The sequence below is a fragment of the Paroceanicella profunda genome, from assembly GCF_005887635.2.
Taxonomy (GTDB): domain Bacteria; phylum Pseudomonadota; class Alphaproteobacteria; order Rhodobacterales; family Rhodobacteraceae; genus Paroceanicella; species Paroceanicella profunda.
The window spans coordinates 171,238-186,016 of the sequence record NZ_CP040819.1; the positions used below are offsets into that span (position 1 = coordinate 171,238).

At 69.0% G+C, this 14,779-nt stretch carries 14 protein-coding genes; 8 read left to right on the plus strand and 6 right to left on the minus strand.

Annotated features, from left to right (window positions below; translation table 11 throughout):
• Positions 1-8 precede the first annotated feature (8 nt).
• The 3 genes from FDP22_RS18805 to FDP22_RS18815 all read right to left on the minus strand — a co-directional run bounded on the left by FDP22_RS18805 (position 9) and on the right by FDP22_RS18815 (position 4,401).
• On the minus strand, positions 9-1,142 hold the full coding sequence (locus FDP22_RS18805; RefSeq protein WP_138573730.1) for an ABC transporter substrate-binding protein: 1,134 nt from the start codon (positions 1,140-1,142) through the stop codon (positions 9-11).
• Positions 1,143-1,173: 31 nt separating this feature from the next.
• The gene (locus tag FDP22_RS18810) at positions 1,174-2,244 is read right to left on the minus strand and encodes an ABC transporter ATP-binding protein (RefSeq protein WP_239031988.1); all 1,071 of its coding nucleotides are present in this window, start codon (positions 2,242-2,244) and stop codon (positions 1,174-1,176) included.
• Positions 2,245-3,000: 756 nt separating this feature from the next.
• On the minus strand, positions 3,001-4,401 hold the full coding sequence (locus tag FDP22_RS18815; RefSeq protein ID WP_138573726.1) for a uracil-xanthine permease family protein: 1,401 nt from the start codon (positions 4,399-4,401) through the stop codon (positions 3,001-3,003).
• Between the two features lie 384 nt (positions 4,402-4,785).
• On the opposite strand from FDP22_RS18815, the gene FDP22_RS18820 reads away from it, so the two are divergent.
• Positions 4,786-5,397, plus strand: a complete 612-nt coding sequence (locus FDP22_RS18820; protein WP_138573723.1) for a YitT family protein — start codon at positions 4,786-4,788, stop codon at positions 5,395-5,397.
• A gap of 140 nt (positions 5,398-5,537) precedes the next feature.
• On the opposite strand, the gene FDP22_RS18825 is transcribed toward FDP22_RS18820, so the two are convergent.
• Positions 5,538-6,020 carry a MarR family winged helix-turn-helix transcriptional regulator gene (locus tag FDP22_RS18825; protein ID WP_239031989.1) on the minus strand — a complete coding sequence of 161 codons (483 nt, stop codon included), beginning with the start codon at positions 6,018-6,020 and terminating at the stop codon, positions 5,538-5,540.
• Between the two features lie 360 nt (positions 6,021-6,380).
• On the opposite strand from FDP22_RS18825, the gene FDP22_RS18830 reads away from it, so the two are divergent.
• The 3 genes from FDP22_RS18830 (at position 6,381) to FDP22_RS18840 (ending at position 8,934) form a co-directional block, all read left to right on the plus strand.
• Positions 6,381-6,932 (plus strand): TRAP transporter small permease subunit, encoded by a 552-nt coding sequence (locus FDP22_RS18830; RefSeq protein ID WP_138573721.1) that lies wholly within the window; start codon positions 6,381-6,383, stop codon positions 6,930-6,932.
• A gap of 6 nt (positions 6,933-6,938) precedes the next feature.
• Positions 6,939-8,330: a TRAP transporter large permease gene (locus tag FDP22_RS18835; protein ID WP_138573719.1), complete on the plus strand. Its 1,392-nt coding sequence runs from the start codon at positions 6,939-6,941 to the stop codon at positions 8,328-8,330.
• Between the two features lie 91 nt (positions 8,331-8,421).
• Positions 8,422-8,934 carry a hypothetical protein gene (locus tag FDP22_RS18840; RefSeq protein ID WP_138573717.1) on the plus strand — a complete coding sequence of 171 codons (513 nt, stop codon included), beginning with the start codon at positions 8,422-8,424 and terminating at the stop codon, positions 8,932-8,934.
• 131 nt (positions 8,935-9,065) lie between these two features.
• Here the strand turns inward: FDP22_RS18840 and FDP22_RS18845 are convergent, their stop codons facing one another.
• Complete coding sequence (locus tag FDP22_RS18845; RefSeq protein WP_138573715.1) at positions 9,066-10,151, minus strand: TRAP transporter substrate-binding protein; 1,086 nt, start codon at positions 10,149-10,151, stop codon at positions 9,066-9,068.
• 141 nt (positions 10,152-10,292) lie between these two features.
• Positions 10,293-11,309: a LacI family DNA-binding transcriptional regulator gene (locus FDP22_RS18850; RefSeq protein ID WP_138573713.1), complete on the minus strand. Its 1,017-nt coding sequence runs from the start codon at positions 11,307-11,309 to the stop codon at positions 10,293-10,295.
• A 126-nt stretch (positions 11,310-11,435) separates the two neighbouring features.
• On the opposite strand from FDP22_RS18850, the gene FDP22_RS18855 reads away from it, so the two are divergent.
• The 4 genes from FDP22_RS18855 to FDP22_RS18870 are packed head-to-tail and all read left to right on the plus strand — an operon-like array spanning position 11,436 to position 14,778.
• Positions 11,436-12,440 (plus strand): TRAP transporter substrate-binding protein, encoded by a 1,005-nt coding sequence (locus tag FDP22_RS18855; protein ID WP_138573711.1) that lies wholly within the window; start codon positions 11,436-11,438, stop codon positions 12,438-12,440.
• Positions 12,437-12,958, plus strand: a complete 522-nt coding sequence (locus FDP22_RS18860) for a TRAP transporter small permease (RefSeq protein ID WP_138573709.1) — start codon at positions 12,437-12,439, stop codon at positions 12,956-12,958. Before FDP22_RS18855 ends, FDP22_RS18860 begins: the two co-directional genes overlap by 4 nt.
• Positions 12,955-14,232, plus strand: a complete 1,278-nt coding sequence (locus FDP22_RS18865) for a TRAP transporter large permease (RefSeq protein WP_138573707.1) — start codon at positions 12,955-12,957, stop codon at positions 14,230-14,232. Before FDP22_RS18860 ends, FDP22_RS18865 begins: the two co-directional genes overlap by 4 nt.
• A 6-nt stretch (positions 14,233-14,238) precedes the next feature.
• Entirely contained in the window at positions 14,239-14,778 is a 540-nt protein-coding gene (locus FDP22_RS18870; RefSeq protein WP_138573705.1) for a VOC family protein, read from the plus strand.
• The last annotated feature ends 1 nt before the right edge of the window (position 14,779 follow it).

Consider the following 14,779-nt stretch of genomic DNA (forward strand, 5'->3'; position numbering starts at 1 on the left):
TCGGTCGATCAGTTGATCAGGGCGTCGACGTACTGTTCCTCGGCCGAGATCTGGTACTTCGCGTACCATTCGTCGTTGTAGAGGATCTGCGTCGCGAGGTTCTCGGGCGAGGACGGGTTCCACTTCTTCAGGTTCTCGGGAACCAGGGCCGCGGCGGCCGGGTTCACCGGGCCGGAGCCGATCAGTTCGAGCCACTTCACCTGAAGCTCCGGGTCCTGCGCGAAGGCGATGAACTTCATCGCTTCCTCGGTGCCGGCCGGGTTGTCCTTCGGAACCACCCAGACGCCCGGCGAGATCACGCCGCCGTTGAAGGTGACGGTGAAGCTGTCTGCGTCCATCTCGTCCTTGAGCAGGTGGGCGCGGGTGGACCAGATGTTGCCCATCGACACCTCTTCCTGCAGGAACAGGTTCTGGCTGTCCGAGCCCGAGCCCCAGACGATGATGTGCTCGCGCAGCTGGCGGAACTTGTCGACCGCCGCGTCGATGCCGTCCTGGGTGCCGAGGGTCTCGTACACGTTCTCGGGCGCCACACCCATGGCCATGGTGGCGCTCTCCAGCATGCCGCGCACCGACTTGCGGAAGGTGCGCATGCCGGGGAAGTCCTTCACGTTCCACACGTCTTCCCAAGTCTGGGGCACGTTGCCGCCGAGCATCCTGGGGTTGGAGGCCAGCACGTAGGAATAGACGTAGTTGCCCACGCCATACTTCCAGGTGGCGCCGTCGATGACCTTGGACTTGTCGACGACGGAGTAGTCGATCTCCTGGGTCATGCCGGCTTCGCCGAGGATGATGGCCGAGCCGGGGCCGCTGTCGCACACGTCCCAGACCACGGCGCCGCTCTCGACCATCGCGCGGATCTTGCCGGCGGAGGGACCGGAGCCGTCGATCACCACGGGCATGCCGGTGGCGGCGGTGTAGGTGTCGCCCAGCACTTCCTTGATCACGTCGGCGGCGGTGCCGCCCCAGTTCACGATCACCAGTTCCTTGGCCTGGGCCATGGCGCCCCGGCCCATCATCGGCAGCACGCCGAGCGCGCCGAGGGCGGCGATGAAGCCGCGGCGGCTCAGCCGGCCCTCGCGGTAGCGGTGCGCCGCGATCTCGACGAAATCGGCGCGGAATTCTTGATCGACGGTATCAGTCATCCGGAAACTCCTTGTTGGGGGCTGGTGTTCTTCACGCGTCCTCGAGGAAGACGCAGGCGTCGCTGTCCCAGCCGAAAGAGACGCCGAGGCCGGGTTCGGGGGTGATCCCGGCCTTCCAGGTCGGGCAGGAGACGAGGATCTCGCCCAGGCCCGCATGCTTCACGATGACATGGGCGCGCTCGCCCAGGTAGGATAATTGCCGGATCTGGCCGGTGAAGGGCTCCGCGCCCGGCGCGCCGATGCGCACCCGCTCCGGGCGCAGGGCCAGCTTGCGGGTGCTGCCGGCGGCCGGGGCGGCGGCGGTCGCCACGCAGAAGCGCTCGCCCCCCGCGGTGCACTCGGCAACGCCGGCGGAGGCGGCGGTCACCTCGGCCTCGATGAAGTTCGACTTGCCGAGGAAATCGGCCACGAACGGGGTGCGCGGCGCGTTGTAGAGCTCGTCCGGCAGGCCGATCTGCTGGATGCGGCCGTCCTTCAGGATGACGATGCGGTCGGACATCGACAGCGCCTCGTCCTGGTCATGCGTCACGTAGATGAAGGTCACGCCGAGCTGGCGGTGCAGGTCCTTCAACTCCCACTGCAGGTCGGCGCGCAGCTTCTTGTCGAGCGCGGAGAGCGGCTCGTCCAGCAGCAGAACCGAGGGGCGGAAGGAGAGCGCGCGCGCCAGCGCCACGCGCTGCTGCTGCCCGCCGGAAAGCTGGCCGGGCATGCGGTCGGCGAATTTTTCCATCTGCACCAGGGCGAGGCACTCGGCCACGCGGGTGTTGATGTCGGAGGAATTCCACTTCCGCACCTTCAGCGGGAAGGCGATGTTGCCGGCCACGGTCATGTTCGGGAACAGCGCATAGCCCTGGAACACCATGCCGAAGTTGCGCTTGTCGGGGCTCTGCGAGGTGATGTCGGTGCCGCGCAGGTCCAGCGTGCCGGACTCGAGCTCGGTGAAGCCCGCGATGGCGGTGAGCAGCGTGGTCTTGCCGGAGCCGGAGGGGCCGAGGAGGGTGAGGAACTCGCCGTCGCCGATCTCGAGCGAGACGTCGTCGAGCGCCCGCACCGGGCCGTAGCGTTTCACCGCATTGCGGACCGAGAGGACGGAATTGGACATGTCGGTGGTCATCCCCACTGGTTTCGGATCAGGGTCGGGCCGCAGCCTTCAGGGGGAACTTGATCACGCGGGCCCACAACACGGAAATTAAAAAGTGCCGTCGAAGAATAATCCCACATTATGAGGAGGGTGGCGCTGGAGACGGGCTCCGGTGGCATGTGCGGGGGCCGGTGGCGACCCTCTCGGTCAGCCGGTCGCCCGGGCGGCACCGCGTGCCCGCGGAGCCCGAAAGCGTGGCTGCGCCCCCTCGGCCGGATCGCCAGCGGGGTGTCCGCCGGGCAGCTCTCCATCCCGGCGCCGGCGCGGAGGACGCGGGCATGGTGCGCGCCGGGCAGGACAAGCCGCCGCTCGCGGCGCCCGCGCGGCGGCTCATCCGGGTTGGCTTTCGCCCGGCCCTCCGCGGTGGCGCCTCATCGGCCGCCAGGGCGCCGTGCCGCCCGGTGGTTGCGGAGACCCTGTTCCTTCGTCCCGATGGAGAAGCCGATGACCGGGCGGATGCGGCGCGGCTTTCGCCCTGCGCGGGGCGGGGACGACCTTCGCGTGCCACAGGCGGCCCCGGGGTGTTGCGCCGTGCCACCATCCCGGGTCAGGGGCCCGGGCCGGGCCGGCATAGACAGCGACGGCCCCCGGAGGCGGCCAGCGGGATGGACCGCGCGAGGGGGCAGGCATCCGGTTCGGGGGGCCTGCGTCCCGGCCGGCGCGGCGCGAAACCGGGGGTCCGGGGCCGCGATAAGCCCCGGTTATAGGCGCGGAGCGTCAGCTTTCGGTGCGATGGCCGGACAGGCCGCCGGAGACTTCCTCGGTCTGGTCCGCGGTCACCGGGTCCGGCAGCAGCAGGTTGAGCAGGATGGCGATGAGGGCGGCGGGCAGCAGGCCCGAGGTCATCAGCACCTGCCCGGTGCGCGGCAGGTGCTGGACCGCGCCCGGCTCCAGCTGCAGGCCGAGCCCGACGGAGAGCGCCACCGCGAAGATCACCATGTTGCGCCGGTTCCAGTCCACGTCCGAGAGCATGGAGATGCCGGCGGCCACCACCATGCCGAACATCACGATCACGCCGCCGCCCAGCACTTCGATGGGCACGGTGGAGATGGCCGCGCCGATCTTCGGCACCAGGCCGCAGACGATCAGGAAGATCGCGCCGCAGGTGACCACGTGGCGGCTCATCACCCCGGTCATGGCGATGAGGCCCACGTTCTGGCTGAAGGAGGTGTTGGGCAGGGCGCCGAACACGCCGGCCACCGCCGAGCCGAGCCCGTCGGCGAAGGTGGCGCCGGAGATTTCCTTGTCGGTCGCCTCGCGGCCTGCGCCGCCCTTGGTGATGCCGGAGACATCGCCCACCGTCTCGATCGCGGAAATGAAGCCCATCAGCGCGAAGCCGATCACCGCCGCGAGGTTGAACTCGAAGCCGAAGTGGAACGGGTCCGGCAGGGTGAACCAAGCCGCCCGGCCCACGGAGGCGAAATCCACCATGCCCAGGGCCCAGGCCACGATGTATCCGGCGATCAGCCCGATCAGGACCGAGGCGATGGACATCATGCCATGGGTGAAGAACTTCAGCCCCAGGGTGACCAGCAGCACCACCAGCGCCACCGTCCAGTTCTGCAGCGAGCCGTATTCGGGCGTGCCGATGGCCGGCACGCCGCCGGCGGCATACTGGATGCCCACCCGCACCAGCGCGAGACCGATCATGGTGACCACGAGCCCGGTGACCAGCGGCGGCAGCGCGAAGCGGATCTTGCCGATGATGGTGCCGAGCGAGGCGTGGAACAGCCCGCCGATCACCACGCCGCCGGTGAGGGCGGCCATGGCTTCCACGCCCTGGCCGGCGACCAGCGGGATCATGATCGGCAGGAAGGCGAAGCTGGTGCCCTGCACGATGGGCAGCCGCGCGCCCACCGGCCCGAAACCGATGGTCTGGAACAGGGTGGCGATGCCGGCGAAGAGCATCGACATCTGGATCATGTAGACGAGGTCGCCCACGCCGGGCGAGCCGAAGCCGAAGCCCGCCGCGCCGGCCACGATGATCGCCGGGGTGACGTTGCTCACGAACATCGCCAGGACATGCTGGATGCCCAGCGGGACCGCCCGGGCGAGGGGCGGGGTGTAATCCGGGTCGGCCAGCTGCGCGGGCGTGCCGAGCGTGTCGTGAAATGTCATCCCTGTCTTTCCTTCGCTGTTGCGGCCCGCTGTCCGGCTGGGGACGGGCCTGTGGCGTGGGCGCGGTGGGCCTTCCCCGCAAGATCCGCGCGCCGCAGCGCCGGGCGCTGCCAAGAAACGGTGTGGCGCAGCAGGGGCGAGTTCGGCTCCGAACCTCAATAATGCATTGCACAATACTCGCAGGATTTTCCGAGGGGGCTGTCGTGTCAAGCAAAATGGCGGCGGCGCGGGCCGTGACTGCGTACAAAACGCCGCAGGCGGCTGGCTTTCTCTTTCCGGCCGGGCGGGGGCGCGTCGGATGGGTGCAGTGCACAAGAAACCGGATGAACGCGGCGCCGGACGCGGCTAGACTGCGTCCCTCACCGCCCCAAGGACCGGACCCGCATGACGCCAGAGCCCACAGCCCCCCGCCACTCCCTGATCGAGAACGCCCAGGGCCTCACGGCCGGCATGGTGCTCACCTCGCTCGGGGTGACCTTCATCGGCCAGGCGGGGTTGCTGACCGGGCAGACCGCGGGCATCGCCTTCATCATCGCCTATGCGACGGGCTGGGGCTTCGGGCCGGTGTTCTTCGTGGTGAACCTGCCGTTCTACTACTTCGCCGTGCGGCAGATGGGCTGGGGTTTCACGCTGCGCACGCTGGGATGCGTGGCCGGGGTGTCGGTGCTCACCGCCATCGCGCCGGGCCTCGTGCCGCTGGGCGCGGTGCCGCCGCTCTCCGCCGCGATCCTCGGCGGCTGCGTGGCCGGCGTGGGGCTTCTGGCGCTGTTCCGGCACGGGGCGAGCCTCGGCGGCGTCGGGATCATGGCGATCTACCTGCAGGACAGGCACGGCATCCGTGCCGGCTGGGTGCAGATGGCGGTGGATCTCTGCGTGCTGGTGCTGGCCTTCGCCGTGGTGCCGCCGCTCTCCGTGCTGATGTCGATCGCGGGGGCCGCGGTGATGAACATGATCCTCGCCTTCAACCACCGGCGCGACAGGTACGTGGCCATCTGAATCTCCGTCCCCCGAGGGCCTGAAACCCTCGCCAACCGGCATCGGCAGGCGCCGCCTGTGCGCCGCCTCCCCGGCATGCGTTCGGCAGCCTTGGACGAACCCCCGTTACGGCAAGCCCGCTTCCCGGACCGGCGGGCCGGTCAGCGCGGGGCCGGGGCGTCCAGCAGGCGGTGCAGATGGTCGCGCAGGATGCGGCGCAGGGCGGTGAAATCCTCCTCCGGCATGGCGGCGAAGGCCCCGGCTTCCAACTCGTCCGCAATCGTGTCGCAGGCCTCCAGAAGCCGCGCGCCCTCCGGGCGCAGGTAGGTCACCAGGATGCGGCGGTTGCCGGGCAGCTCGCGCCGCTCGATCAGCCCGCGCTTCTCCAGCCCGGTGACGATCTCGTTCATCGTCTGCGGCGTCACGAAGAAGCGCCGCGCGAGATCCGCCGAGGAGATGCCGTCGCGCGCCCGCACGATCGCCAGCACCGTGTACTGGATGCCGGTGACACGGTGGTCGCGCAACCGGGTTTCCAGCACCGTCCGGATCGACTGGTTCACCTGGTTGAGCAGGTACATCGTGCGCGGTCTGAGAGCGGCACGGTCGCTGGTGGTCTCGGTCTCCGCTGCCATGTATCGCGTCACACCTCGTTTCCGGTCCGGGGCCCCGAGTGAACCAGCAGCGGCGGGGCTGTTGCAAGCCGCAAACGCTGCAGCGCGGCAGAGTCGGCCCGCAAAACACGGATATGTGCGTATTGCTGACCTTTTTCGTGCGCTCGGGCCGGAGTTTCGGCGGTTTCGGCGTGGATTCTTGCGTCCCGCATGGGGTTTCCCAAGATTCCGGTTGCATCGGCCCAGACGGGGCGGCAAGGGAAGAGCCCGTGCGACGGGCCGCGGCCCAGCCCGCCGTCGCCATGGTCCGCTCCGGCCCCGCAGGTGAGACCGGAGCGGCGACACGCACATGCAGCGGCCCCGCGGGCCGGAATGAGGAAGGCCGGCCCCGGAATGTCTGCTCTTGTCGTCATCGTCCGTCTGATCAGCGGCCTGAACCGCCTGATCGGTGCAATCTTTTCCTGGCTCGCCCTGGCGATCGTGGTGGTCTGCTTCGCGGTGGTGGTGCAGCGCTATGTCTTCTCCACCAGCTTCGTGTGGATGCAGGACCTCTACGTCTGGCTCAACGGTGCCATGTTCACCGCCGTGGCCGGCTTTGCGCTGATGCGCGACGACCATGTGCGCGTCGACGTGTTCTACCGCAACGCCCCGGTGCGCCGGAAGGCGATGGTGGACCTGTTCGGCGTCTTCGTCTTCCTGCTGCCCTATTGCTATGTCGTGGCCTTCTACGCCTGGCCTTTCGTGGCGCGCGCGTGGAAATACGGCGAAGGCTCGGCGAATTACGGCGGCATGCCCGGGCTCTGGGTGCTCAAGAGCTTCATCATCGCGTTCGCGGCCCTGGTGGCGCTGCAGGGCCTGGCCATGGCCGCCCGCAGCGTGCTGGTTCTGGCCGGGCGCGAGGCGGAGCTGCCCGTGTCCCTGCGATACACATCTGGCCAGGAGTAATCCCCGATGGATACGGTTCTGATCGGCGAGGTTCTCGCCGGCATCATGTTCTTCGGCATCATCGGGGTGCTGATGCTGGGCTTCCCGGTGGCCTTCACGCTGGCCGGCGTGTCGCTCCTCTTCGGGCTGGCGGGCCTGGCCTTCGGGGTGTTCGACCCCTCGAACCTCTCCTCCCTCGCGCCGCGCTACACCGGCTTCATGACCAACGAGGTGCTGGTGGCGGTGCCGCTGTTCATCTTCATGGGCGTGATGCTGGAGCGCTCGAAGATCGCCGAGCAGCTGCTGCTGACCATGGGCAAGCTCTTCGGCAACATGCGCGGGGGGCTGGGCGCCTCCGTCATCGTGGTGGGTGCGCTGCTCGCGGCCTCCACCGGCGTGGTGGGGGCCACGGTGGTCACCATGGGGCTGATCTCGCTTCCGGCAATGACCAGGGCGGGGTATGACCCGAAGCTCGCTTGCGGTGTCATCTGCGCCTCCGGCACGCTGGGCCAGATCATCCCGCCCTCCACCGTGCTCATCTTCATGGGCGACATGCTCTCGGGCATCAACGCCCAGGTGCAGATGGCCAAGGGCAACTTCGCGCCCACGCCGGTCTCGGTCGGCGACCTCTTCGCCGGGGCCTTCCTGCCCGGGCTGCTGCTGGTGGCTCTCTACCTCGCCTGGATTGCCCTGAAGGCGATCTTCGACCCGCAGAGCTGCCCGGCCACCCCGGTGCCGGCGGAGGAGCGCAGGCACCTCGGCCGCGAGATCGTGACCGCGCTGGTGCCGCCGCTGATGCTGATCTTCGCCGTTCTGGGTTCCATCCTGGGCGGCATTGCCACGCCGACGGAAGCCGCCTCGGTGGGCGCGGTGGGCGCGACCATCCTGGCCGCGGCGCGCTGGCGCCTGTCGCTCTCGGTGCTGCGCGAGGTCGTGGTCTCCGCCGCCAGCATCACCTCCATGGTGTTCATCATCCTGTTCGGCGCCTCGGTGTTCTCCATCGTCTTCCGGCTTATGGGCGGCGACAACCTGGTGCACGAGATGCTTTCCGGCCTGCCCGGCGGCGTGACCGGGGCGCTGATCTCCGTGATGCTGGTGATGTTCCTGCTCGGGTTCATCCTGGACACGTTCGAGATCATCTTCATCGTGATCCCGATCACCGCGCCGGTGCTGTTCGACCTCGGGGTGGACCCGGTGTGGCTGGGCATCCTGGTGGGGGTGAACCTGCAGATGAGCTTCCTCACCCCGCCCTTCGGCTTCGCGCTGTTCTACCTGCGCGGCGTGGCGCCGGGGTCGATCTCCACCTCGATGATCTATCGCGGCGTGGTGCCCTTCGTGGGCATCCAGGCGGTGGCGATCGCGCTGCTGTTCATCTTCCCCGGCATCGCCACCTGGCTGCCGACCATGCTCTACCGCTGAGCCGGCCGGCGCCCGGGGCGGAACCCCGGGCGCTGCTGCAACGTTGACCCGCAGGGAGGGACTTCACCTCCGGAGACGGGAGAGAACGACGATGCAGTTCCACAGAAGCTTCCGCCGCGCGGTTCCGCTGGCCGCGCTGGCGCTGATCTCGGCGGCACCCTTTGCCGCCGCACAGCAGACCGTGACCCGCGAGCAGAAGCAGGCCTGTGTCGCCGCGGCGTCACGCGAGTACAGCACCTCCCTCGGCGACATCGCGGTGACGGGCGCCGAGCTGGGCCCCAAGGGCGGGGCGATGGTCCATCTCTCGGTGAAGGGCACCCTGGCGCATTGCCGGGTGAGCGCGCGGGACCAGGTGCGCGAGATCAAGAGCTACGGCACCGAGGCGCGCGATAAGCCGGCCCCCAGCGACCGCGCCACCAGCCGCGCGCAGGAGCAGGCCTGCGTGGCCGCCGCCTCGCGCAACCGCGGCGTGCCGGTGGGGCAGGTGGACCTGGTGTCCTCGCGCCCCGGCTCCGGCTCCGGCGCGGTGGTCACGCTGAACGTTGCCGGGCAGCGGGCAGACTGCCTCGTTTCCGCCAACGGCCAGGTATCGCGCATCGAGTGAGCCCGGCGCCGCGCGCTGCGGCCGGCCGGAGCGGTGCACGTCCGGTGCGGCACGCACGAAAAAGGCCCGGGGGAGTGTCCCCCGGGCCTTTCGCCTGTCCGATGCCGCGCCGGCGTGGCCGGCAGGCGGGATCAGATCTTGTAGAACTTCTCGCGCGCGGCGAGGTAAGGCATCTCGGTGCCTTCCGTGCGGGTGCGCAGCAGGGCGAGGGCGGTGAGGAAGCTCTCCGCGGTCTTCTTGGTCATGGCGTCGGAGCTGTCGCGCAGCTCGGTCATGATCTCGGTCGCGGCCTTGGCGCCGGCCTCGTACACGTCGTCCGGGAAGGGGCGGACGATGACGCCGTGGTCATCGACCAGGGTCTTCAGCGCGCGCGGGTCGTTCGCGTACATGTCGGCGGAGACGTTGTCGTATTCCGCCTGGCAGCAATCGCGCACGATGGCCTGAAGGTCCTCGGGCAGGGCCTGGAACTTCTCCTTGCTCACCACGCATTCGGTGGCGAGGCCGGGCTCGTTGAAGCTCGGCATGTAGTAGTTCTTCGCCACCTGGTAGAAGCCGAGGGCGAGGTCGTTGTAGGGGCCCACGAACTCCGCCGCGTCCAGCGTGCCGGATTGCAGCGCCTGGAAGATCTCGCCGGCGGCCATGTTGGTGACGGTGACGCCCATCTTCTCCCACACGCGGCCACCGAGGCCGGGGGTGCGGAAACGCAGGCCCTTGAGGTCTTCGAGGCTGTTGATCTCGTTGCGGAACCAGCCGCCGGCCTGGGTGCCGGTGTTGCCCGAGGGGAAGGCCTGCACGCCGAACTGGTCGTACACTTCGTCCCAGATCTCCTGGCCGCCCATGAAGCGGATCCAGGCGCCGTATTCCTGCGCGGTCATGCCATAGGGCACGCCGGTGAAGAAGTTCAGCGCCGGGCTCTTGTTCTGCCAGTAATAGGCAGCGGAGTGGCACATCTCGGCCGAACCGTCGATCACCGCGTCGAGCGACTGCAGCGGCGGCACCATCTCGCCGGCGGAGTAGAGCTGGACGGTGAGGCGCCCGCCGGAGGCGGCGGTGATGCGGTCCGCGAGGCGCTGCGCGCCCACGCCCAGACCGGGGAAGTTCTTCGGCCAGGTCGTGACCATGCGCCAGGTGGTGTTGCCCTGCGAAATCGCGGGCGTGGCAAGAGCTGCCGCCGCGCCGCCGATCCCAGCGGTGCGGATGAATGAACGCCGGTCCATGTTGATCTCCTCCTGACGTGATCGTTTCTTGGTATTTCGGCTGGGCTTCCGTTTACCAGTTTGCAGGCCCTGTGCCACCCAAATTCTCGTTTGTTGCGGCGCACATAGCGGAAAAATGGTGAAAATTTCCCTGCCGCGGGATCAGTCGAGATTTTCGCGCAACATGATGAGCATCGGCAGGGCGGGGGCGGGCAGCTCCGCGCCGGCCAGCGCGCGCAGCGCGGTGGTGATCACCGCTTCCGGGCTCTGGCTGATGCAGGCGTCCATCGTCTCGTCGAGCAGGGCGGCGCGGGTGTCGGGGGTGAGCGCGTGGCCGATGAACAGGATGCGCCGGCCGCTCTCGCGCAGCGCCCGGGCGATGCCGTCGGAGGAGCCGCCGACATTGTAGATCCCCACCAGGTCGGGGTTGCGGGCGATGAGCTCGCGGGCGTGGTGGTAGTTCTCGTCGCGGTCGTCGTGCCCCTCCCGCGTGCCGGTGAGGCGCAGGCCGGGCATCATCTCGTCGAGAATGGAGAGGAAGCCGATCTCCCGCTCGCCATGCGCATGGTAGGCCCGGCTGGCCGCGATCAGCGCCACCGAGCCGCTGCGCCCGGCCGCGAAGCGCGCCATCAGGTAGCCCGCGGTGCGGCCCACCTGGCGGTTCTCCAGCCCGATATAGGCGTGGCGCCGGGTGTTCGGCACGTCCGAGACCAGGGTGACCACGCGCTTGCCGAGCTCCACCAGGTGGTCGGCGGCGGCGCGCACCAGCGGGTGGTCCACCGCCATGAAGGCCACGCCGTCCGAGCGTTCGCCGTGCCGGCGCAGCGCCTCGGCCATGGCGGCGGGGTTGAAGCTCTCCTCGAAATGGCAGCGGATGCGCGGGCTGCCGGGGGTGGGCTGGGCGGCGATCTCGCGCAGCCGCGCGCCGAGCAGGCGCAGGTAGGGGTTGCCGCCGCGCGGCAGCAGGAAGGTGTATTGCGCCACCTCCGGCTGCTGCATGCGCGCCACGTCCGCCGCGGAGAGATAGTCCAGCGCCGCCGCCGCCTCCAGCACCCGCTCCACCGTGCGCGCCCGCACCCCGGGGCGGCGGTTCAGCACCCGGTCCACCGTGGCACGCGACACGCCGGCGCGGGCGGCCACGTCCTCGATCAGCGGGCGGGAGGCGGGTGTGTCCTGCATGCGGTACCTCAGAAAGCCTCAGAAATCACGTTTTGACGCATCAAGGGGGAATGGCGCACAAACACCGTGCAGACGTCAAGAAAAAGGCGCGAACGCGCTCAAAAAGCATCAAGGGAGGAGAACGGAATGTCATTTTCACTCACGCGGCGCGCCCTGCTGGGCGCGGGTTTCGCTGCGGCACTGGCCGGGCTGGGCGCTGGCGCCTCGGCCCAGACCGTGCTGCGCTACGGGCACAACAATTCGCCGGACAGCGTGGTGGGCCAGCAGGCGGACTGGCTGGCCGGGGAGATCGCGAAGAACACCGGCGGCTCGGTGGAGGTGGAGGTCTATCCCGCCTCGCAGCTCGGCAAGCTGCAGGAGCTGGCGGAGGCCGTGTCGCTGGGCACCGTGGCGCTCTCGCACAACACCGCCGGGGCCTATTCCACGCTCTACGAGCCGCTGGGCGCGCTCGACACCCCCTATCTCTACCGCGACGTGGACCACCTGATGAAGGTGATGGACGTGGACGGGCCGGTGATGTCCGGGCTCAACGAGGGGCTGATCGCCTCCGCCGGGGTGCGGGTGCTCTATGCCTTCTACTTCGGCGCGCGCCAGCTCACCGCGAACGAGGCCTTCCACGCGCCCGCGGAGCTGGCGGGCAAGAAGATCCGCGCCGTGCCCTTCCCGATCTACCTCACCGCGGTGGAGGGGCTGGGCGCCGCGCCGGTTCCGGTGGACTGGTCGGAGGTGCCCACGGCGCTGGCCACCGGCGTGGTGGCGGGGCAGGAGAACCCGGTCAACATCATCCTGTCGAACAAGCTCTACGACGTGCAGTCCACGCTGATGCTCACCGGGCACATCGCCTCCGCCGAGCTGGTGGTGATCAACGAGGATGTGTGGCAGGGGCTCACGGAGGAGGAGCGCGAGGGCATCCGCGCCGCCGCCCGCACGGTGCGGGACCGCGCCACCGCCGCGGTGCGCGACAAGGAGGCCGAACAGATCGAGGAACTGAAATCCCTCGGCATGACGGTGATCGGCCCGGAGGAGGGGCTGGACCTCGACGCCTTCCGCACCTCGGTGAAGGCGCTCGTGCATGAGCGCTTCGACGAGAAATACGGCGATCTCTACGCCAAGATCGACGCGGTGAAATGATGTTCGGGCGCGGTGTCTTCCGGCTGCTGGGTGCGGTCTCCACGCTGGGGCTCTGGCTGGGCATGGGGCTGCTGTTCCTGATCACGGCGCTGATCGTGCTTCAGGTGGTGGCGCGCAACCTGTTCAACCTCGGCCTGCCCTGGGCGGACGAGGGCGCCCGGTTCTGCGGCATCGCGCTCGTCTATCTCTGCGTGCCCTGGCTTGCGCTGCGGGGGCGGCACATCGCGGTGGATCTCGTGTCCGCCCGGCTCACCGGGGGGTGGCGGCGCGGGCTCATGGCGCTCACCGAACTGGCGGTGCTCGGCTTCGCGGGCATCGTGCTCCACGGCTTCTCCGCCTTCCTGGAGCGGGCGGCGAAATTCGCCACGCCGGCGATGGGGATGCCCAATTCCATCTTCTATGCGCCCGCGGTGGCCGGCTTCGTGATGCTCGGCCTCATCGCGCTGGCGCGGCTTCTCACCCTGCTGGCGGGCGGCGCGGTGGAAGAGAGCGGCGAAGGCTTCGAGGGCCGGGTATGACACTGATGCTGCTGGGCCTTTTCGGCCTCCTCATGGTGATGGGCGCGCCGGTGGCGGTGTGCCTGGGCCTGTCCGCGGCGGCGACCATCCTTGCCTTCGGCCAGCCGGTGGCGGTGATGGCGCAGCGGCTGCAGAACGCGCTCGACAGCGGGCCGCTCCTCGCCGTGCCGCTGTTCATCTTCGCCGCCAGCCTGCTGAACGCGACCGGGGTCACCACCCATCTCTTCGACCTCATCCGCATGCTGGTGGGCCGGCTGCGCGGCGGCGTGGCGCAGGTGAGCGTGCTGGTGAGCCTGGTGTTCTCCGGCATCTCCGGGGCGGCGCTCGCCGATATCGGCGCGCTCGGCGGCATCCAGATCCGCCAGATGACCGAGCAGGGCTACCGGCGCGAGTTCGCCGCCGGCATCACCATGGCCGCCGCCACCATCGGGCCGATCTTCCCGCCCTCCATCCCGATCATCATCTACGCCGCCGCGGCCAATGTCTCGGCCGTGAAGCTGCTGCTGGCGGGCGTGGTGCCGGCGCTGATCATCACCGTGTTCCTGATGCTGCAGATCGCCGTGATCGGGCGGCTCGCCGACCTGCCGCGTGACACCGTGCGCCCCACGAAACGCGCCATCGCCCGCAAGGCCGGCATCTCGGCGCCCGCGCTGCTCGCGCCGGTGCTGCTGATCGGCGGGCTGATGAGCGGGCTGTTCGGGCCCACCGAGGTGGCCGGCATCACCGTGGCCTATGCCATCTTCGTGGGCATATTCATCTACCGCGCGCTGAGCCTGAAGGACTTCCTCACCTCCGCGCGCGAAACGGTGGAGAGCACGGCGAACGTGCTCTTCATCGTCTCTGCCGCCGCGCTCTTCGCCTGGGTGCTCACCGTGGCGCGCGCGCCGGCGGAGGTCTCGGCCTTCCTGCTGGGGCTGAGCGACAACCCGCTGGTGCTGCTGCTCATCGTCAACGTGATCCTGCTGGTGGTGGGCATGGTGCTGGAGAGCATCGCCGCCATCCTGATCATCGCGCCCATCGTGGCGCCGGCGCTCACCCTTGCGGGGGTGGACCCGCTGCAGCTCGGCATCGTCTTCGTGCTCAACCTGATGATCGGGCTGCTCACGCCCCCCGTGGGCATGAGCCTCTACATGGTCTCGATCATCGCGAAGATGCCGCTGCACCGGGTGATCGCCGGCGTGGTGCCCTTCCTGATCCCGCTTTTCCTGTCGCTTCTGGTGGTCACGCTGTTTCCCGGCCTCTCCACCTGGCTTCCCAACCTACTCATCAAGTGAGGCGCCATGAGCACCCTTTTCGGTGAAATCCGCCAGCTCGGCTATGTGGTCGAGGACATCGAGGCCGCGATGGCGCATTGGAGCGCCGAGCTCGGCGTGGGCCCGTGGTTCTACAACCCGAAAGTGCCGATCGAGGACTATCGCTATGACGGCGAGCCCTACGAGGTGCACAATTCGGTGGCGCTGGCCAATTCCGGCTTCATCCAGGTGGAGCTGATCCAGACCCGCAACGACGCCCCCTCCATGTACCGCGACTTCCGCCTCGCCGGGAACCTCGGCCTCCAGCATGTCGCCTACTGGACCCAGAGCTTCGACGCCGATCTCGCCCGGGCCGAGACCGCCGGGTTCGAGGTGAAGATGAGCGGCTGCGTGGGCGCCAACGGCCGGTTCGTCTATTTCTCGAAGGAGGCGCACCCCGGCACGGTCATCGAGCTTTCCGAGGTGATGGGCCCCAAGGGCCGCATGTTCGACATGATCCGCGAGGCCTCCACCGGCTGGGACGGCTCGGACCCCGTCCGCCCCTTCCCGGACCTCGCGAGGATCTGAG